Source organism: Thalassospira lucentensis, from assembly GCF_050516545.1.
Classification (GTDB): Bacteria; Pseudomonadota; Alphaproteobacteria; order Rhodospirillales; family Thalassospiraceae; genus Thalassospira; species Thalassospira lucentensis_C.
In genome coordinates, this window is the sequence record NZ_CP191544.1 from 1,830,342 (window position 1) to 1,850,228 (window position 19,887).

Annotated in this window: 20 protein-coding genes; 9 read left to right on the forward strand and 11 right to left on the reverse strand. The window is 53.1% G+C overall.

What is annotated here, in order from left to right:
* Positions 1-126: 126 nt before the first annotated feature.
* Both ACQ0MK_RS08505 and ACQ0MK_RS08510 read left to right on the forward strand, forming a co-directional pair.
* Complete coding sequence (locus ACQ0MK_RS08505; protein WP_350162443.1) at positions 127-852, forward strand: TenA family protein; 726 nt, start codon at positions 127-129, stop codon at positions 850-852.
* Positions 849-1,331 (forward strand): N-acetyltransferase family protein, encoded by a 483-nt coding sequence (locus ACQ0MK_RS08510; protein WP_430475640.1) that lies wholly within the window; start codon positions 849-851, stop codon positions 1,329-1,331. Before ACQ0MK_RS08505 ends, ACQ0MK_RS08510 begins: the two co-directional genes overlap by 4 nt.
* A 63-nt stretch (positions 1,332-1,394) precedes the next feature.
* Here ACQ0MK_RS08510 and ACQ0MK_RS08515 read toward each other — a convergent pair whose 3' ends face one another.
* From ACQ0MK_RS08515 to pcaD, 8 genes are all read right to left on the reverse strand, one after another.
* Positions 1,395-2,732: a 3-carboxy-cis,cis-muconate cycloisomerase gene (locus ACQ0MK_RS08515; RefSeq protein ID WP_430475641.1), complete on the reverse strand. Its 1,338-nt coding sequence runs from the start codon at positions 2,730-2,732 to the stop codon at positions 1,395-1,397.
* A gap of 148 nt (positions 2,733-2,880) precedes the next feature.
* Positions 2,881-4,086, reverse strand: a complete 1,206-nt coding sequence (gene pcaF / locus ACQ0MK_RS08520) for a 3-oxoadipyl-CoA thiolase (RefSeq protein WP_430475642.1) — start codon at positions 4,084-4,086, stop codon at positions 2,881-2,883.
* A 24-nt stretch (positions 4,087-4,110) separates the two neighbouring features.
* On the reverse strand, positions 4,111-4,884 hold the full coding sequence (locus ACQ0MK_RS08525; RefSeq protein ID WP_350041319.1) for a CoA-transferase subunit beta: 774 nt from the start codon (positions 4,882-4,884) through the stop codon (positions 4,111-4,113).
* A 14-nt stretch (positions 4,885-4,898) separates the two neighbouring features.
* On the reverse strand, positions 4,899-5,753 hold the full coding sequence (locus ACQ0MK_RS08530; protein WP_430475643.1) for a CoA transferase subunit A: 855 nt from the start codon (positions 5,751-5,753) through the stop codon (positions 4,899-4,901).
* 136 nt (positions 5,754-5,889) lie between these two features.
* Positions 5,890-6,477, reverse strand: a complete 588-nt coding sequence (pcaG, locus tag ACQ0MK_RS08535; protein WP_430475644.1) for a protocatechuate 3,4-dioxygenase subunit alpha — start codon at positions 6,475-6,477, stop codon at positions 5,890-5,892.
* Between the two features lie 3 nt (positions 6,478-6,480).
* Positions 6,481-7,182, reverse strand: coding sequence for a protocatechuate 3,4-dioxygenase subunit beta (pcaH, locus tag ACQ0MK_RS08540; protein WP_430475645.1), 702 nt, complete (start codon positions 7,180-7,182; stop codon positions 6,481-6,483).
* 5 nt (positions 7,183-7,187) lie between these two features.
* Positions 7,188-7,580 carry a 4-carboxymuconolactone decarboxylase gene (pcaC, locus tag ACQ0MK_RS08545; RefSeq protein WP_430475646.1) on the reverse strand — a complete coding sequence of 131 codons (393 nt, stop codon included), beginning with the start codon at positions 7,578-7,580 and terminating at the stop codon, positions 7,188-7,190.
* Complete coding sequence (pcaD, locus tag ACQ0MK_RS08550) at positions 7,573-8,373, reverse strand: 3-oxoadipate enol-lactonase (protein ID WP_430475647.1); 801 nt, start codon at positions 8,371-8,373, stop codon at positions 7,573-7,575. Before pcaD ends, pcaC begins: the two co-directional genes overlap by 8 nt.
* 143 nt (positions 8,374-8,516) lie before the next feature.
* On the opposite strand from pcaD, the gene pcaQ reads away from it, so the two are divergent.
* From pcaQ to ACQ0MK_RS08575, 5 genes are all read left to right on the forward strand, one after another.
* The gene (gene pcaQ, locus ACQ0MK_RS08555; protein WP_430475648.1) at positions 8,517-9,458 is read left to right on the forward strand and encodes a pca operon transcription factor PcaQ; all 942 of its coding nucleotides are present in this window, start codon (positions 8,517-8,519) and stop codon (positions 9,456-9,458) included.
* Positions 9,459-9,684: 226 nt separating this feature from the next.
* Positions 9,685-10,716, forward strand: a complete 1,032-nt coding sequence (locus ACQ0MK_RS08560) for a TRAP transporter substrate-binding protein (protein WP_350046065.1) — start codon at positions 9,685-9,687, stop codon at positions 10,714-10,716.
* Positions 10,717-10,796: 80 nt separating this feature from the next.
* On the forward strand, positions 10,797-11,294 hold the full coding sequence (locus ACQ0MK_RS08565) for a TRAP transporter small permease (RefSeq protein ID WP_430475649.1): 498 nt from the start codon (positions 10,797-10,799) through the stop codon (positions 11,292-11,294).
* Entirely contained in the window at positions 11,287-12,678 is a 1,392-nt protein-coding gene (locus ACQ0MK_RS08570) for a TRAP transporter large permease (RefSeq protein ID WP_430475650.1), read from the forward strand. The genes ACQ0MK_RS08565 and ACQ0MK_RS08570 overlap by 8 nt, the downstream gene beginning before the upstream one ends.
* A 111-nt stretch (positions 12,679-12,789) precedes the next feature.
* Positions 12,790-13,758, forward strand: coding sequence for a helix-turn-helix domain-containing protein (locus ACQ0MK_RS08575; RefSeq protein ID WP_430475651.1), 969 nt, complete (start codon positions 12,790-12,792; stop codon positions 13,756-13,758).
* Between the two features lie 45 nt (positions 13,759-13,803).
* Here ACQ0MK_RS08575 and ACQ0MK_RS08580 read toward each other — a convergent pair whose 3' ends face one another.
* The 3 genes from ACQ0MK_RS08580 to ACQ0MK_RS08590 all read right to left on the reverse strand — a co-directional run bounded on the left by ACQ0MK_RS08580 (position 13,804) and on the right by ACQ0MK_RS08590 (position 16,533).
* The gene (locus ACQ0MK_RS08580) at positions 13,804-14,625 is read right to left on the reverse strand and encodes an ABC transporter permease (RefSeq protein ID WP_430475652.1); all 822 of its coding nucleotides are present in this window, start codon (positions 14,623-14,625) and stop codon (positions 13,804-13,806) included.
* On the reverse strand, positions 14,615-15,388 hold the full coding sequence (locus tag ACQ0MK_RS08585) for an ABC transporter ATP-binding protein (protein WP_430475653.1): 774 nt from the start codon (positions 15,386-15,388) through the stop codon (positions 14,615-14,617). The genes ACQ0MK_RS08580 and ACQ0MK_RS08585 overlap by 11 nt, the downstream gene beginning before the upstream one ends.
* Positions 15,389-15,471: 83 nt before the next feature.
* Positions 15,472-16,533, reverse strand: a complete 1,062-nt coding sequence (locus ACQ0MK_RS08590; protein WP_430475654.1) for an ABC transporter substrate-binding protein — start codon at positions 16,531-16,533, stop codon at positions 15,472-15,474.
* A gap of 349 nt (positions 16,534-16,882) precedes the next feature.
* Here ACQ0MK_RS08590 and ACQ0MK_RS08595 point away from each other — a divergent pair, with 349 nt between their 5' ends.
* Both ACQ0MK_RS08595 and ACQ0MK_RS08600 read left to right on the forward strand, forming a co-directional pair.
* Positions 16,883-18,103: a TIGR03862 family flavoprotein gene (locus ACQ0MK_RS08595; RefSeq protein WP_430475655.1), complete on the forward strand. Its 1,221-nt coding sequence runs from the start codon at positions 16,883-16,885 to the stop codon at positions 18,101-18,103.
* Positions 18,104-19,202: 1,099 nt separating this feature from the next.
* Positions 19,203-19,874 (forward strand): class I SAM-dependent DNA methyltransferase, encoded by a 672-nt coding sequence (locus ACQ0MK_RS08600; protein ID WP_430475656.1) that lies wholly within the window; start codon positions 19,203-19,205, stop codon positions 19,872-19,874.
* Positions 19,875-19,887: the final 13 nt, after the last annotated feature.

Sequence of the window (19,887 nt, forward strand, 5' to 3'; positions counted from 1 at the left end):
TACGTTGATGTACATCAGTCACGCGACGCTGGACGATCAATTTTCAGATCATACGTTTAGGCATCTTGCACTCGATCTAGGACCATGTAACAAAAAGAAAAATTCAGGAATTTCAGGAAAAGTGCCGTGCCGATTGATATCAAACGAACCGACCTAGATTATCCGCAATGGCAACACGCCACCCAAAACCGCAGATTTTCAGATTGGCTAAAGGCATCAAATGCTGATCAATGGCATGGGGTAACCCATCATCCATTTACCGATGCGTGGGGTCAGGCATCCCTGCCCAAAGCCAATCTTGAAAACTATCTTATTCAGGATCATCGCTTCATTGATCGCTTTGTCGCGCTTTTGGCGGCGGCCGTATCGCGCGCCCCGACGCTCAAAGACCGCATTCCGGGTTGTCAGTTCCTCGCCCTCCTGACTGGCAAGGAAAACACCTATTTTGAACGATCCTTTGCCGCCCTTGGGGTGTCTGACCACGACCGCGCACATCAACCTGACTGGCCCGCAACGGCCGCGTTCAAGCAACTGATGGCAGATGCGGTTGATACCAACAGCTACGCCAACATGCTTGCCGTCCTTGCCGTGGCAGAAGGCACATATCTTGGCTGGGCAGATCGGGTGAACAGATCGCTGTCAAACCGCCCGACTGATTTCTGGTATTTTGAATGGCTTGATCTGCATGTCGGTGAGTATTTTGAAAGTGTAATCGCCTATCTCAATACCCAACTTGATAATATCGGCCCGGACCTGTCAGACGACGAACGCGCAAGCTGCCTGCGTTATTTTCGACGTGCGACAGAACTTGAACGTCAGTTCTTTGATACGGCATGGAAAAACCAAGAATGACCAATATTCGCCCGTTCCGTGACAGCGACGCCCCCGTCATGGTCGAGATTTTTAGACGTGCTGTTAATGAACGTGGCAGTTTGGCGTATGGCCCGGAACAGGTCGCTGTCTGGGCAAGCCTTCAACCAACCCCGGAACGCTTTGCCGAATTGATGAAGGATGGACGCTGCTGCCTTGTTGCTGTTGATCACGACGATCAGGTCGTGGCCTTCACCGATGTCGAGAAAGACGGGCATATCGGCTTTTTATACGCCCTGCCCGACATTGCCGGACGCGGGATAGTCTCGGAACTCTATGACGCGCTTGAGGCCGAGGCAAAAGCACAGAATATCGGCAAGCTATATTCCGAAGCCAGCGAACAGGCGAAATCATTCCTGCTGAAAAAGGGATTTTCCGTCGTTGAACGCCGCGATTTCGAAGTCGCAGGCATTCCCATCCATAACTATGCGGTCGAAAAACGCCTGCGGAAACCGAGCTAACCTTCGCAGCAAGGCACAATATCCAAAGAACAAAGGCTGCCATCGGGCAGCCTTTGCTTTTAATCAATCACGCAATCCGCGCTTGGCTGTGCTCAGAACCCGATCGACAAACACATCCGCCTGCCCGACATAACTGGCCGGGTTGCGCACATGCGCCCAATCCACCGGGGCGTCGGTCAGTTTCGGCAATTCATCAAACAGGTTTGATCTGTTTGCCGCCGATTGCGCCACGGCTTCTTTCACCAGCTTATCGGCCGCATCACGCCCGATATGATCGGCCAGTGCGAATGTCGCCGCCTCTGCCAACATCGCCCCACGCGACAGTTCAAGGTTTTCGGTCATTCGGTCTTTATTGACCTTAAGGGCCGGCACCATATCAACCGCCTGCGCCAATGCAGTTCCCGCCGCCATGATGATTTGCGGCAAGGTCAGCCATTCCAAAAGCCAGCTTGACCCGCAGCGTTCATGATCATGGATCTGTGATTGACTAAACACACCAATCTGCCCGGCATTAAACCGTGCCAAGGTCACAAGCATTTCGGCCTGAACCGGATTGGATTTATGCGGCATGGTCGATGACCCGCCACCCTTGCCCGGCTGCACTTCGGCGATTTCTGATTGCGCCAGTAAAACAAGGTCCTGCCCCATTTTACCAAGCGCACCGGTTAAGGCGGTGAGCTGAGCAGCAAAATCAACCAACACATCGCGCTGGGCATGCCAGGGCATATCAGATGCCGGAAGTTCAAGTTCTTCGGCAAGGTTGCTTTCAACCTCGCCCGCCTTGACGCCGATGGATGCCAATGTCCCGGCCGCACCGCCAAAGGATATCCGCAACAAATCATGTGACAGGCTGTCGATCCGGCGATCAATCCGCACAAGCGGGGCCAACCATCCTGCGGCCTTTAACCCGAATGTCGTCGGCACAGCCTGTTGTGATCGCGTCCGGCCAATCATGATGGTTGTGCGATGGGTATCGGCAAGACCAGACAATGCCTTGGCCAGTTTGCGAATACGGCGGCGGATAATACCAATGGCATCACGCAGACGAAGAACAAGCCCACTATCAACCACGTCCTGGCTTGTGACACCAAAATGAACAAAGCGGGCATCATCCCCGCCAATTTCCGCCTTAAGCGCCTTAACCAACGCCGGAACAGGAACCCCCGCACTTGCCGTTCCCGCCGCAAGGGACGCCGGGTCGGGGTCAAATTCCCGACAAACTTCCGCAATGCGCGTCGCACTTTTCGCAGGGATCACACCTGCGCGGGCTTCGGCCGCGGCAAGGGCTGATTCAAATAGCAGCATGGATGCAATCTGTGCCTTGTCATCAAACAGGGCGGCAATTTCCGGATCGGAAAACAGATCCCCAAGCAGGGCAGAATCAAAAGGCGAAATCGTCATCAGGCTTAATCCACCATCATAAACAGGTGAGAATTCAAGTTGATAGTGTCGCGCCGCAAACACCATTGGTCAACAATACATAAAGAAGCCCCTGCCCGTCAGATACGGCACAGGGGCTTTTTTAACAGATCAATTCGCTGCCACTGTTCTAGACAGCTTCAAGCGCAATCGCAATGCCCTGACCAACCCCGATACACATGGTGGCCAATGCATATTTGCCACCTGTGCGCTTCAACTGAAGGGCAGCCGTACCAGCAATGCGTGCACCCGACATCCCCAACGGATGACCAAGTGCAATCGCCCCGCCATTCGGGTTCACACGGGCATCATCATCGGCAATGCCAAGATCACGAAGGGTCGCAAGACCCTGTGATGCAAAGGCTTCGTTCAGCTCGATCACGTCAAGCTGATCGGTTGACCAGCCAAGACGCGCCAGAAGCTTCTTGCTTGCCGGTGCCGGGCCAAAGCCCATGATACGCGGTGCAACACCTGCGGTCGCCCCGCCAACAACCTTGGCAATCGGGGTGAGGCCATATTTCTTGACCGCGGCTTCCGATGCAATGATCAGGGCCGCCGCCCCGTCATTCACACCCGATGCATTGCCTGCCGTCACCGAACCACCTTCGCGGAACGGGGTCGGCAATTTGGCAAGGGTTTCGGCTGTCGTGCCGGCACGCGGATGTTCATCCTTGTCGACAACAATCGCATCCCCCTTGCGCTGAGGAATGGTGACCGGGGTAATTTCTTGCCCCAGAACGCCATTTTCCTGTGCGGCAACGGCTTTGTCCTGTGAACGTGCTGCAAACACGTCCTGATCAGCGCGCGAGATATTGAAATCTTCGGCAACGTTTTCACCGGTTTCCGGCATGGAATCCACGCCATACTGTTTCTTCATTACCGGATTAACGAAACGCCAGCCAATGGTCGTGTCATAGATTTCTGCATTGCGCGAAAAGGCTGATGTTGCCTTTGGCATCACGAACGGCGCACGTGACATGCTTTCGACACCACCGGCAATCATGATTTCCTGCTCGCCCGATTTGATCGCACGTGCGGCAATAATGATCGCATCCATGCCAGAACCGCACAGACGGTTGACCGTGGTGCCGGTAACCGTTTCGGGCAAACCGGCCAAAAGTGCCGACATGCGGGCAACGTTACGGTTATCTTCACCCGCCTGATTGGCACAGCCATACACGATGTCATCGACAGCCGCAAAATCCAGACCCGGATTGCGCTCCATCAATGCCTTAAGCGGCACAGCACCCAGATCGTCGGCGCGTACCTGCGACAAGCTGCCACCAAAGCGGCCAATCGGGGTACGGATATAATCGCAAATATATGCGTCAGCCATTTTTATAGATCCTTTTTAATGCCCTTACTGCTGGTCGCCATGCGCCTTGGCAGTACGGGCATGCAGTTCACGCAGAACCTGCAATTCTTTTTCGGTCGGGATCGCAGTTTCGGCGACTTCGTCGGCAAACTCAACAACCCAACCGGTGTTTTCAATGATTTGTTCGCGGGTGACGCCCGGATGGATCGACGTCACGATGAAGTTCTTGCCAACCGGATGCGGTTCCATGATGCAAAGATCGGTAATCAAACGCGACGGGCCTTTGGTATCAACGCCGTAAGATGCACGGTCGTCCCCACCCTTGCCATGCCCAAGCGAGGTGACAAAATCGATCTTCTCCACAAACCCGCGTTTGGTCTGCTTCATCACCAAAAACACTTCGCCACAACTGGTTGCGATTTCCGGCGCACCGCCGCCGCCCGGAAGACGGACTTTCGGATCGTCGTAATCACCAATCACGGTGGTGTTGATATTGCCAAACTTGTCAAGCTGGGCCGCACCAAGGAAACCAACGGAAATCTTGCCACCCTGCAGCCAGTAGCGGAACATTTCCGGCACGGCAACGGTGTTCACAGCGGTTTCGCAAAGCTCGCCATCGCCAATCGAAAGCGGCAAGACATCGGGCTTGGTGCCAATCGTGCCACTTTCATAAATCAAGGTCAGTTCAGGTGCATGGGTCAGACGCGCCAGATTACAGGCGGCCGATGGCATACCGATACCAACAAAACACACATCGTCGTTTTTAAGCGCACGTGCGGCGGATACCGTCATCATTTCAGTCGGGGTATATTCAACCATGATCTTTTCTCCGCTTAGCCCTTGTTTGCTTCACGTTTGGCCGCGAAATCTTCGGGACCGCCATTCATGACATGCTCTTCGATCCAGGCCAGGAACGTCTCGCGATCGCGTGCGATCGGGTCCCAGGCTTTGTAAAACGCATTGTCGCGTTTGTAATATCCTTGGGCATAGGACGGATGCGCCCCACCTGGAATTTCAACAATCGCCGTCACCGCCCAGTTCGGCAACATCACAGCATTTGGTGAAATATCGCCAAAATCATCCACGATCTCTTCGACTGTAATGATGGATTTCTTGGCGGCCAGAACGGCTTCTTTCTGAACACCGACAATGCCTTCAAACAGGACATCGCCCTTTTTGTTGGCTTTCTGCGCATGGACAACCGTTACATCCGGACGGATCGACGGCACAGCGGCCAGACTTTCACCGGTGAACGGGCATTCAATGAATTTGATGTTCTTGTTCACACGCGGCAATTCAGCACCGCGGTATCCTTTAAACACCGCACAAGGAAGGCCAGCAGCCCCCGCGTCATAGGCATTGGCCATCGCCGCATGGCTATGTTCTTCGATTTCAAGTTTGTGCGGCCAGTGTTCCTGAACCGCTTCACGCAAACGGTGAAGCGACCCGACACCGGGATTTCCGCCCCACGAGAAAACAAGTTTCTTGGCACAGCCGGCACCGATCAACTGATCGTAAATCATATCAGGCGTCATACGGATCAAGGTCAAATCCTTGATCCCTTGGCGGATGATCTCATGACCAGCGGCATGCGGGATAAGATGGGTGAAGCCTTCCATCGCGATGGTATCGCCATCCTTAACGCAGGACGCGACAGCTTCTTTAAGCGACATGAAACGTGCAACCACGGTAAAACTCCTGTGGTATCAAACCAAAACAGAACAAACGCGGGGCCAATGCCCCTTGAGCGCGGGAAATAAGGTCGATGGCTGCGACCGCCGGCTTTCCCCAAAGCAGCGGACGCAGCCATCGGGCCAAATCGACTTACACGTCGAAGAACACGGTTTCCGCGTCCCCCTGCATGTGAATATCGATCTGGTATTCGATCCCCGTCGGGGTCTGGATGCGCTTGGCAACCAAGCTATTGCGACGCTCTGCCGGAACCGATTGCAAGACAGCGTCTTTCGCATTCAATTCGGCTTCGTCATCGAAATAGAAACGGGTAAAGGCGTGCACCAACATGCCGCGCATAAAGACGATCACGTTGACAAACGGGGCTGTCGCATCTTCGATCACACCCGGCTTGACCGTATCAAACCAAAACCGGTTATTGGCATCTGTACCCGTGCCACAACGGCCAAGGCCGCGGAAACCGGTATCGGCAACATCAATCGGCTTTTCGCTGTAAACGCCATCGGCGTCGGCCTGCCAAATTTCGATCATTGCATCATTAACGCGGTTGTTTTCGCCATCAAAAACAGCACCGGTAATGCGGATATGTTCGCCCTTGGCGTCCTGCCCGGCAACGGTCGTGGTGACCATGTCGGTAAAGTCGTAACCATACTGCCCTGCGGTCAAACCATAGGCGAAATATGGACCAACCGTCTGTGAGGGGGTTTCACCATATGCCATGACTTAATTCTCCATCGGGGTGGCATTGCGTCCACGCAGGACAATGTCAAACTGATAACCCAGCGCAAAGCCTTCCTCGGTTTTTTCAATCGAGAATTTGGAAATCAGACGTTCACGTGCTGCCGCATCCTTGGTTTCAAGGAAGATCGGATCAAGTTCAAGCAGCGGGTCACCCGGAAAATACATCTGGGTCACAAGACGGGTCGCAAAACCCGGCCCGAAAACCGACAGATGGATATGGTTCGGGCGCCACGCATTGAAATGGTTGCCCCACGGATAGGCACCCGGCTTGATGGTATAGAATTTGTAATTGCCGTTGGCATCGGTCATGCAACGCCCCGAACCACGGAAGTTCGGATCAAGCGGCGCTTCATGCTGGTCAACTTTATGAACATAGCGACCAGCAGAGTTCGCCTGCCAGATTTCCACAACAATATTTGGCTGCGGACGGCCATCGGTATCAAGAACCCGACCATGGACAACAATACGTTCGCCAATCGGTTCCCCATTGGTGACACCGTTCTTGGTCAAGTCATGATCAAGTTTACGCACAGCAGCCGGGGCAAAGCGCGGACCTGTGCCCTCGGTCAGGCCCGACTGAATGGCAAGTGCCGGACGTGTCGGACCACGCAAAACGGTGGATTTATATCCTGGGGCGATGAACGGGGCGTGGGAACCCCAGTCACGCGGTTTGAAGGTGGACATATGGCTTACTCTCCCTTGGATGCCGCGTCGATCTCGGCATAGGTTTGCTTGGCAATGCGGAATGCCGTATTGGCGGCGGGAACGCCGGCATAGACCGCAACATGCATCAGGGTTTCACGGATGTCATCGCGTGTCGCCCCGGTATTCAAAGTCGCCCGAATATGCATGGCGAGTTCTTCTTCGTGACCAAGTCCGGCAAGCAAAGCAATGGTCACAATCGACCGCTCACGCTTGGTGAATTTGTCGCTCGTCCACACACCGTTCCAGACATTTTCGGTGATATAGCGCTGAAAACCTTCGTCAATTTCAGTGATATTTTTCGACGCACGATCAACATGCGCATCACCCAAAACAGAACGGCGGGTTTTCATGCCAACGTCATACCGGCTCTCAGACAAGGTTCTTCTCCTTGGTAAATCGGTCGATCAACCGGGTAAGCAATTCTGGGGTTTCGATACAGGGCAGATGCCCGACCCCGTCTATCAATTCAAATTGTGCATCGGGGATCATGGACACCATTTCGCGCACCACTTCTGGCGGTGTTGCCAGATCTTCCGATCCGCAAATGCAAAGTGTCGGCACAGCAATTTTTCCAGCAGCTTCGCGCAGATCGCCATCGCGCAGCGCAACACATGTGCCGATATATCCCGCCGCCGTCGTACGAACCAGCATGTCGCGATACATCGCGGTTTCAAGCACACGGTCTTTGCGGAAAGTCGGTGACAACCAGCGTTCAATAATCGCATCACCAAGGCTTTCCAGCCCGTCGGCTTTGATCGCCTCGATCCGTGTATTCCAACCGTCATAATCGCCAAGTTTGGGCGCTGTATCACACAAGATCAGGCCGCGAACACGTTGGGGCTGCTGTTCGGTCACTTTCTGGGCAATCAAACCGCCAACCGACAGGCCGCAAATAATCACTTCATTCAGACCAAGATGATCCAGCAACCCAATCAGATCATTGGCATGCAGCGAAATGTCATATGGCGCATCGCCAATTCCCGACAATCCATGACCGCGCTTGTCATAGGTAACAATGTTAAAACGTTTGGAAAGGACGCTGACAACATCATCCCAAATGCGCAAATCCGTGCCGAGTGAATTGGCAAATACCATCACCGGACCATCTTTGGGACCGGTCTGGCAGTAATGAATATGTGTCCCGTTGACCGGGGCAACTTGTAAACTCATGTCGTTTCCACCCTGCTTATTTGCGCCTACATTCGCAGACGGTTTTGGTTATGTAAAATGAGGATTTGCGTATTTTGCATAACTATATAATTATGAATAGCCGCTTAATAAGTTCATTCTACAACGTCGCGACGTAGGCACGCATGCTTGATCAACGCATTAAATTCCGCCACCTGACTTGCTTTCTCGAAGTTGCCCGTCAACGAAGCGTGGTCAAAGCCGCGGACACATTATCCATAACCCAACCCGCCGTTTCCAAAACCATTCGCGAACTTGAAGAACATCTTGATGCGCGTCTGTTTGACCGATCCAAGCGCGGCGTGACCTTAACCGATTTTGGCAAAGTGTTCCTGCGCTATGCCGGGGCCAGCGTCACTGCCCTTCGCCAAGGGGTCGACAGCATCAGTCAGGTCCGTATGCAAGGCGGGCTTTCGATTAATCTTGGCGTCCTGCCCACAGTCGCGGCCAGTGTGATGCCCGCCGCCATTCGACGGTTCAAGGCACTTAGCCCCGATACCACGGTAAAGGTGGTTGCCGGGCCGAATGTCATGTTGATGGGGCAATTGCGCGTCGGCGAACTTGATCTTGTTGTCGGGCGCTTGGCCGAGCCCGATCAGATGTCCGGCCTGTCCTTCATACATCTCTATTCCGAACATATATCTTTGGTGGCCCGCCCCGGCCATCCATTGATGGCGGACAAAAACCCCGACATTACCCGCATCCGCGAATTTACCGTTCTGGTCCCGCCCAAACATGCCATCATTCATCCAACGGTCGACAAGATGCTGATCGCGCATGGAATTGGCGCACTCCCGGATCGCATCGAAACCGTTTCGACATCGTTTGGCCGCGCCTTCACCCGTGAAACAGATGCAATCTGGATTATCTCGAACGGCGCTGTTGCATCCGACATTGCCGATGGCCATCTTGTCGAATTACCCATAGATACAAGTGATACCTTCGGGCCCGTTGGCTTAACCACACGTATTGATTCGCCAATATCCCCACCTGTGGAAATCCTGATCAATGCCGTTCGCGAAGAAGCCGCACAACATCATAAGACCCATTCAAGCCCGAATACATAATCATTTGGTTATGGATATGCGCTTACATATCATTATACATAACCATCACACGCCCATTAGATTGGTTCCAATTCGGTATGGCAGAATTGCGCTTAACGCAGGTCATTCCTGAAAAATAATAAAAAACAACAACCAAGTGTCTTGGAAAACTTCGTACGCTAGATGCGCATCGTGGCTGAAACGTTTGTCGCTGCCAAAAAGACGATAAATGTTCAAAGGAGGAAGAATGAAACATATCACCAAATTGCTTGCTGGTGCTGCCGTCGCGACCATGGTGTCGTTCGGCGCACACGCACAGGAAGTCACCCTGACCGTTCACCATTTCCTGGGTCCGAAAGCACCGGCCCAGTCGAAAATGATCGAGCCATGGGCAAAGAAAATCGAAGAAGAATCAAACGGCCGTATCAAGTTTGAAATCTTCCCGTCCATGTCCCTTGGCGGCAACCCGCCGGAACTGTATCGTCAGGTCCGCGATGGCGTTGCTGACATTGTATGGACCCTTCCGGGTTATACCCCGGGTGTATTCCCACGCATCGAAGTCTTCGAGCTTCCCGGTGTTCACCTTGGCGATGCCCGCGCAACCAACCTTGCGATCTGGGACATGAAAGACGAATTCGCCGAAGACCTTAAAGACATCCACCCGCTTGCGGTTCATGTCCATGCCGGTCAGGCGATCCATCTGACGGAAAAAGAAGTCCGCACTGTTGCAGACGTTAAAGGTCTGAAACTGCGCACCCCGACCCGTACCGGTGCCTGGGTTATTGAATCCTGGGGCGCAGAACCTGTTGGCATGCCGGTTCCGGCTTTGCCGCAGGCAATGTCACTTGGCGTCGTTGACGGCGGTCTGGTTCCGTTTGAAGTTGTCCCGCCGCTGAAACTGGCTGAGCTGATTGCTTATTCTGTTGAAGGCGAAGGCGTAAATTCACGCTTTGGCACCTCGACCTTCCTGTTCGCAATGAACAAGGACCGCTACGAGAGCCTGCCAGATGACCTCAAAGAAATCATCGACCGTAACTCCGGTCAGGATTTCGCAGCTGAAATTGGCCAGATCTTCAACGATGTTGAAGAAGTCGGCAAACGCATGGTCAACGAAGGCAAAGGTCAGGTCGTTGAACTGACGGCTGCCGAAAAAGCAACCTTTGACGATGCAGCAGCACCTGTTGTTGATCGCTGGATCGAAGAATCCAAATCAAGCGGCATTGACGGCGCGAAACTGGTTGAAGACGCCAAAGCTGCCGTTCTGGCTCATACCAAGTAACTCAAGTTACTGGAAAATCTTGTGGGGTCACGTATCATACCGATGCGTGACCCTGTTTTTCCCGCGAGATTGTTAGACATATGAAAAACGTGCTCAATAAGGCCGCATCCTGGTTTGCCGTTGTCGGCGGCCTGCTTGCCCTCATGATCGCCGTTGTAACGATCGTCAACGTTACCGCTTTTGGTCTGGATAAACTGGCCCGACTGTTTGGCGAAAATGTCCCTGCCATTATCGGCTATGAAGACTTCGTCAGCATGATCATCAGCTCGGCTGCCCTGATGTTCTTCCCCTATTGCCAAGCAAGACACGGGCATGTTGCCGTTGACGTGTTTATTAAAATGTTTCCGGACTGGTTTGCGCGGTCAGTTGACGTTATCTCGGGCATCCTGATGACGGCTTTGGCGCTATTCCTTGGTTACATGATGGTTCATGGCCTGATCGAGGTGCGCAGCGACAATACCCTTTCCGCAATTCTGGGCTGGCAAATCTGGCCGTTCTATCTCCCGGGCATCGCATCGATGTTCCTGTGGGCTGCAATTGCCGGAACGCAGATTTTCGAAAGAGAAGCAGATGTCTGAACGCGAACTAATCGGCCTTGGTGGCCTTGCCCTTCTCTTTGTCATTTTGGCACTCCGGGTTCCGGTCGGCCTTGCCATGGTGGGCGTCGGCATTGGCGGCAACTATGTGCTGAGCATCTTCTTCCCGTTCCTGCGCTTTGATCCCTATCTGCAGCAGTTCAAATCCCTGTTTTACGGGATTGTCTCGAATTACGAACTCTCGGTCGTGCCGCTGTTTGTTCTGATGGGCTATCTTGCCAGTCAGGCAAATCTGTCACGCGATCTGTTTCAGGGCGTAAATGCCATTCTCGGCCGGTTCCGGGGTGGTGTTGCCATGGCAGCCATTGGTGCCTGTGCCGGTTTCGGGGCGGTGTGCGGGTCATCCCTTGCGACCGCATCGACCATGGGTAAAGTGGCCCTGCCCGAACTTGATCGTCTGAAATACTCGCCGCGTCTTGCCACCGGCACCCTTGCTGCGGGTGGTACATTGGGCATTCTGATCCCGCCATCCGTCGCCTTGGTGATTTACGCCGTGACGGTCGAAGCATCGATCATTCAGATGTTTCAGGCCGCGATCATTCCGGGCATCATTGCCGTGATCTTCTTTATGGGTGTGATTGCCATTCAGGTGCGTTTGAACCCGTCCCTGGCACCGATCCCTGAACCCATGCCCGCCGCAGAACGCAAAGAAGCCCTGCTGCGCCTGATCCCGGTCATGGTGATCTTTGGATCGATCATTCTTGGTCTGGGTGCCGGCCTGTTTACCCCGACCCCGGCTGCGGGCGTTGGTGTCTTCGCCATTCTGGTTTACGGCGCCTATATGCGCTGGAAAGGCAAAGGCGGTCTGTCATGGGAAGGCCTGCGCAAATCGCTTAAGGACACGGCAATTACATCTTCGATGATTTTCTTCATCCTGCTGGGTGCCGAAATCCTCAAAGGGTTCTTTAGCCGTGCCAACCTTCCGGCCTATATGGCAGAAGCCGCCGCCACCAGTGGCCTTGATCCGTGGCTGATCATGGTTCTGATGCTGCTTGCCCTGATCTTGCTGGGCTGCTTCATGGAAAGCCTGTCGATGATTGTCGTGGTCATCCCGTTCTTCTGGCCGGCCTTGGTCGACATCAATGGCGGTGACTGGGCAACGGCGGCAACAGCGGCCTATGGCATGGGGGCGGAAGACCTTAAAATCTGGTTTGGTATTCTGGCCCTGATTGTCGTGGAGCTGGGGCTGATCACCCCGCCGGTTGGCTTGAACGTATTTATCATCAACGCGCTCGCCAAGGGTGTCCCGATGAGCGAAACCTTCCGGGGCGTCATGCCGTTCTTTGCCGCCGAAATCGTGCGCATTCTGATCCTGATCTTTATACCGATCCTCACCCTGTTTGTGCCATCGGTACTGGGCGGATAGCCAAACCAAACCCGATTGATAAAGCCCGCCATTTCCGATGGCGGGCTTTTCTTTTGGTCCGTGCTAAAACAGGCTAAACTGTAGCAAACCAGTTCCTTAAATCAGGACGCCATGCGCAACAGCATTCCGATCTATAAGCTTTACGGCGAACGTGACGCCACCCGGCCAAAAACCGCGACAGATGAATTTGATCTGTCATCGGTCGATGATACCGGCGCAAGCGACCCGCAGCCGATCACGGAACCGGAATTCTTTCACCTTGAAAGCATCCCCGAACGATCCCGCTTGCATGATCTGCATATCAAACCGCATCGTCACACCAACCTGTTTCAACTGCTTTATATCACCAGCGGACAGGCCGAAATCAGCTTTGATGATCAGAACCTGACCATGCAGGCCGGGCAACTGATCACGGTGCCCCCGGGAACCGTGCACGGGTTTAAATTCAGCGACGATATTGATGGCTGGGTGATTTCGCTGACCGATTACCATCTTGGGCAAATTCTCGCCCCTGCCCCGAAATTGCTGGCCCATCTGGATCAGGCGATCTGTGTTGATACCAATATCAACACAAACCGTAACAACCCGACTGACACCATCAACCCGGTCGATTTCCTGATCTCGCAACTCGCCCGCGAATATTACAGCCACAATACCGGCAGGCTCTTTGCGCTGCGCCATATCCTTGGCCTGTTGCTGCTTGATGTCGGGCGCACTGCCCCGCAGGGCGATCCGGCCCGCCTGTCGCGACAGGAACAAAAAACCGGCAAGTTCCGCAAATTCCAGATGCTGGTCGAGACGTTTTACAAACAGCACAAATCGCTTGAATTCTATGCCCGCGAAATCGGCGTCACCACGACACAGCTTAACCGCATTGCCAAGGATATCTATGGCATGACTGCAAGCGAAGTCGTGCAAAACCGCCTGATGCTGGAAGCCAAACGCACCCTGATCTATACCGACATCGCCGTCCAGCAAATCGCGGGCGAACTGGGCTTTCGCGATGCCGGATATTTTTCGCGCTTCTTCGCCAAAAAGACCGGCATCCCGCCAGCAGAATTTCGCCGCGACCACCGCTAAAAAGAAGGCCGGGATCAATCCCCGGCCTTCAGAATTCAGATCAGATTACCGCCAGCCTAACAACCAACGGTCCAACCGCCCAAGTAACCACGAAACGCACAGCCCCATAAGTGATAAGACCACGACACCGGCAATCAACTGATCGGTCTGATACAGGTTCCCCGCCGCCAGAATAAGCGCACCAATACCATATTGCGCCCCGATCATTTCCGCTGCGATCAGCAAGATAATCGCGATCGAGGATGAAATACGGAACCCTGACAAAATGGTTGGCAAGGCACCCGGAAGGATGATTTTGCGCACCACCGACCACATCGGCAGATCAAAGCTTTGCCCCATGCGGATCAGGTTGCGTTGCACATTATCCACCCCGCCAAATGTATTGATCACGGTCGGGAAAAACACGCCAAAGGCAATGGTGGCAAATTTCGATGGCTCGCCAATGCCAAACCAGATGATGAACAATGGCAATAACGCGATTTTCGGGATCGGAAATAAGGCCGATACCAACGCCACACCGGGCGACCGCGCCCATGTAAACATGCCAACCAGAAAACCGACGATCAATCCGGCGACCGTCCCCATGATCCAGCCACCGACAAGGCGCTGTATTGATGCCCCCAGATGCCGCCAAAGATCGCCCGATACGATCAATTGCCAAAGCGCCTTGGCCACCGCAACCGGGCTTGGCATGGCAAGTTCGGAAATAAAGCCGGTACTTGATCCCAATTGCCAAAGCGCAATCACCAGAACAAAGCTGCCCCACGCCGCAACAGGATTGGATTTCGGGTTAAAGCCAATCGCACGGAACCGCACTTTTGCATTGGTGGCATTTCCCAACGCGGCCTGCTCAAGATCATGCGACATGTTCAAGCTCCTTATCCGCTGCAATCGCTTCATCGCGGATCAGGTGCCAAAGTGCCTGTTCATGGGCAATCAATTCCGGCATGCCCTCTACCCGGTCCTTGATCGGCACATCAATCCTATGGATTTCCTTGATCGTGCCCGGACGGCGGCGCAATGCCACCACCTTATGGGCCAACCGCACCGCTTCGTTCAGATTATGGGTGACATACACCGCCGTCATGCCGGTACGGGCAAACAGATCGGAAAATTCTTCAAGCAGTAATATCCGCGTCTGCGCATCCAGGGCCGATAACGGCTCATCCATCAACAATACCGCCGGGCGCACCGCCAATGCGCGGGCAATGCCAACGCGTTGCTTCATGCCGCCCGAAAGCTGCTTTGGAAAGGCATCGCGAAAATCCGAAAGATTGGTTTGCGCCAGCACTTCGTCAATGCGCGCATCGCGTTCGGATTTGGATAATGGATGGTCTTCAAGCACCAGACTGATATTACCCGCCACCGTTCGCCAGGGTAGCAATGCAAAATCCTGAAACACATAGGTCAGCGGGTTCAGGCACCCCTCTGGCGTTGCCTTATCACACATCAGGACTTCGCCGCCCGTGGGGGCCAACAACCCGCCAATGATGGATAACAAGGTCGATTTCCCGCAACCCGACGGCCCGATCAGGGCCACGACCTCGCCCGGCTCAATGCCAAAATCAATGTCGCGTAATGCTTCGACCTGATCATAGCTGTGACTGACATTTTTAATATGAAGGCGCATGGCGCTCTCTTTTTTAAAAGGACTAAACAAATGCAAACCGGGCCGAAGGCGGTTGCTTCGGCCCGGTTTTAAATTACGTCGCCTTACTGGCCCAGCGGGGCGATAAAGCTGGTATCGATGAACTGATCCGGGTTGGCATCGCCGTTAACATAACCACGGTCCTGATACCATTTGACCTGCGCTTTGACGTCATCAACGTCAAGCTTGCCTTCCTCGGTAATGAACATCGCGCCATTCCGGATTTTCGGATAGGCCTTCTCGGCCGGATCGTCGCTATAAACGTATTTATGCACGATTTCGAGGATCTCGTTCGTCGTGTCACTTTCAATCAGCTTGCCGTCGCTATCGGTCGCCAGAAGGCCCGCACGGTAATCCGCAACGCCCTTCTGATAGGCGCGAACAAACTTTTCGACCACGTCACGGCGTTCTTCGATATTGCGCGACGATGTGAACAAACCACCGACCTGATAGGGCACATAATCCTTAACCCAACCAATGATATGCGCAGCACCGGCATTGGCCAGCGGCTTTGCGATATGCGGGACAATGATCATGCTATCGACCTGCCCGCTTTTAAGCGCACCGATCATGTTCGGAACCGATTGAAGCGGCTTAAGCTCCATCGTTTCGATATCCACACCGGCCTTTTCCGCAACATTACCAATCATGTAGTGGAAGCTTGATCCGACCTGGGACAATGCAAAGCTATGCCCGCCAAGCTTGTCAACCGACGTCAAACCGGCCTCAAACGCCTTGTTCGATGCAAGGATGGCCGAACCATCATACCCGGCATCTTCATGAAGCTGCGCGCCAATAACCTTAAGCGCACCCTTGCCTGCAAGGTTAAAGAACCCGCCGGTAAAGGCCGTCACACCAAAATCGGCATCACCCGATGCAATCGCCACGGCAACCGGCTGTGCCGCGCGGAAAAACGTGATTTCCGCATCAAGCCCTTCGTCACTGAAATAGCCCTTTTCCTTGGCAATAAACAAAGGCGAGCTTGAAACGAATGTCAGCGCGGCAATGTTAATTTTCTCCGCCGCCTGAACAGCCCCGGCCCCCAGAACAGTCGCACCAAGTGCCACTGCCAAAACCGAACGACGGGTGACCTTACCAAGGCCCCGCATCAAATCATGTGAACGCATGTTTCCTCCTCACGTCTTTTTTAAGTAATTTCCTTCTTGCGAATTTTGTTAGCCTATCTGCGACCAAATTGCCAATGTTTGGCGCGAAATAGCACCAAATTGGCGGCTTTTGCCCCAATCAAGCACTTAAGACGAAACGATCTTTCGCCCAAAGGTGGAACATGTCGCACGCGATCCCCGCCTTTGCGGGGATGACATTAACTCCGCTATGCCAATCTACAATCGTCGTTCCCGCGAAGGCGGGGGCCTCACACCACACGCACCCACCTCTCCCGCCACACAAATTGCCACACCCCGCGAAACACGATAGAACCAGCACATCGTTTTTTCCCAGCACACAAGGCGCCCAATGCCAAACATCATCCCGCCCACGCCCTCCAAACCAAACGGCAAGACTGCCATGATCATCGGTGCGGGTCCGGCGGGCCTGATGGCCGCGGAACGGCTGGCGGGGAATGGCTATGCCGTCGCGATTTATGAAGGCATGGCCAGTGCCGGGCGCAAATTCCTCATGGCCGGGAAATCGGGGCTTAACATCACGCATAGCGAAGATCTGGAAACATTCCTGACCCGTTACGGCACATCGCGCGCGCAGCTTGAACCGCATTTGCGCAAATTCGGCCCCGATCAAATTCGCGACTGGTGCACAGGCCTTGGCATTGAAACCTTTGTCGGATCATCTGGCCGGGTATTCCCCACCGCGATGAAGGCAAGCCCGCTTTTGCGCGCATGGCTGCGCCGGTTAGACGGGCTTGGCTGCACCATTGCCTATCGCCATTACTGGACCGGCTGGGATGACAACGATAACGCCGTTTTCAAAACACCAAACGGCGAGATCACCGCAAAGGCCGACATCACCGTTCTGGCCTTGGGGGGTGGTAGCTGGAAACGTTTGGGATCAGATGGCAAATGGATGGAAATCCTGCAAAATGCCGGGATCACATGCAATCCGTTCAAACCAGCCAATTGCGGCTTTGACGTCAAATGGACGGATCATTTGATTGAAAAATGCGCTGGATCCCCCGTCAAACCCGTCACGCTGACCTGTGGCAACCAGTCTGTGCGCGGCGAGTTCGTGATTTCCAAAAACGGGATCGAAGGCAGTGCGGTTTATGCCATCTCGGCAACACTTCGCGATCAATGGCTTGAAACCGGCGATGCGACCGTCATGCTTGACCTCACCCCGGACCGCGACCTGACCGATGTCACCACCCGCCTATCCAAACCGCGCGGCAAAAACTCGCTTGGCAACCATCTGCGCAAAACACTCGGCCTTGACGTCACCAAAACGGCCCTCGTTTTCGAAGTCACCCCGCGCGACATCCTGAACGACCCGGCCAAACTTGCCATGGCCATCAAAGACCTCCCCCTCAAAATCACCAAACCCCGCCCGCTGGACGAAGCGATCAGCACCGCAGGCGGTGTGGCATGGGAAGAACTCGACGACACCTTCCAACTCAAAAAACGCCCGGGCACTTATTGCTTGGGCGAAATGGTCGATTGGGAAGCACCGACTGGGGGATATTTGTTGAGTGGGTGCCTTATCTTCAAGCACAAATCAGGAATCTAACTCTTTTAAAAATCAACTTTGAGATGTACATTAATGCACTGGAACTATTTATATACATTCCTAGAATAGGAGAATTCCAGTGACCGAAAAGAACAAGTCATCTAACTCAAGCACGCTGGAAAAGCGCTCCACATCAACGAGTGGAATATCCAACAAGCTTAAAGGATCAGGAAACAGCACTTCCAGCTCCAACCCCAAGTCAGAGAAATAAAAATGTCAAGTAATGATAAGAAACGCACCACACACATAGAACGCGAAGTCCAATACTCCATTGGAACAACAAAAATAAAGGAAAAATTAGAGAGCAAAGAAAAGGAAGAAAAAAAAAGATGACGAAAAAGAAAAATAGAGCATGCTGATCGACGATAGCCATGAAATATTAGGAATATACTTCTCAAATGCCGAATTGATAAGCATCGGTCTTTTGACAGCTACTATTCTTACAGTATATCTGACATCAAAATCGAACAGCTTCAATGCCAGAACTTCAGATGTTGACAACTATCTCAGAATATATGATCGACTTCAAAAAGTTTGGGACGATTACGATCCTGATGTTCAGTCACGGCAGCAGCAAGAAATTTCTTTAGAAAAAATCGTCAACAACTATGAAATCGTGTGCCATCTTTACAACATAAAGTTCTTTCGAGGCGCCTCGCGTGAAATGTTAAACAGTTTTTTACACGAAACTGTATCTCAAATGGTCACTACAGAATCAGTGGTAAACCATATGAAAAGATCAGCTTCTAGCGATAGCACTTACAGAGAAATACAATTGTTCTGCGTAAGGAAAAGAATTAATAATCACCTAGACTGGAAATTCTCACCTATAAGATATTTCTTAGTATACCTGTATTTATTATTCCGGCCTTACAAATACTTTATTCCGTTCATCAACTAACCAAAAATCAACAATCAAAAAACGGATAAAAAAGGGGACTAAAAAAGGGGACAGATTTATTTTTCCCCTTAAAAAAGGGGACAGATTTATTTTTCCCCTCAAGACAATCCCCCCGAAATTTGCAATCGCCCCTTGCCTGTGCCTTAATATCCCCCTCCTGAACACAACAATCCAAAAACAAAAACAGTGAGGTAAGCCATGGTGGAATCCCGTGATGGTGATGCCAGCCATAATGATATTTCCGAGAGCGCATCGGACTTAACCCGCATGACCGATGCTGATCCGCAAAGCTTGGCGGCCTATTACGACAAGTGGGCAGGCAGTTATGACGCAGATTTGCCCAAAATGGGCTATGACGCGCCGATGCGTGCCGCCGCCATCATGCAGGATCAGGGTGTTGCGCCAGATGCACCGATTTTAGATGCAGGCTGCGGCACCGGATTAACCGGGCTTGAGCTGTCAAAGGCCGGATACAGCGACATTACCGGCATTGATATTTCGCTGGAATCCCTGCAAGCAGCAGAGGCCAAAGGCGTTTATCGCCACCTTAAAAAGCGCGATATGAACAAGCCGCTGGCATTTGGTGATAATGGTTTTGGTGCGCTGCAATGTATTGGTACCCTGACTTATGTCCGTGAAGTCAAAAAGCTGTTTGCTGAATTTTGCCGGGTGGTCAAACGCGGCGGGATCATAAGCTTTACCCAGCGCGCAGACCTTTATGACGGGGCCTTTGCCAAGGCCATTCAGGCAACAATCCGCGCCGGACTTTGGGAACAGATTTCGCATTCCGACCCGATGCCCTATTTGCCAAACCATCAGGATTTCGGCGATCAGAAACCGATTTTCTATGACGTGTTTCGCGTCAAATAGGCGCTCTGCCTAA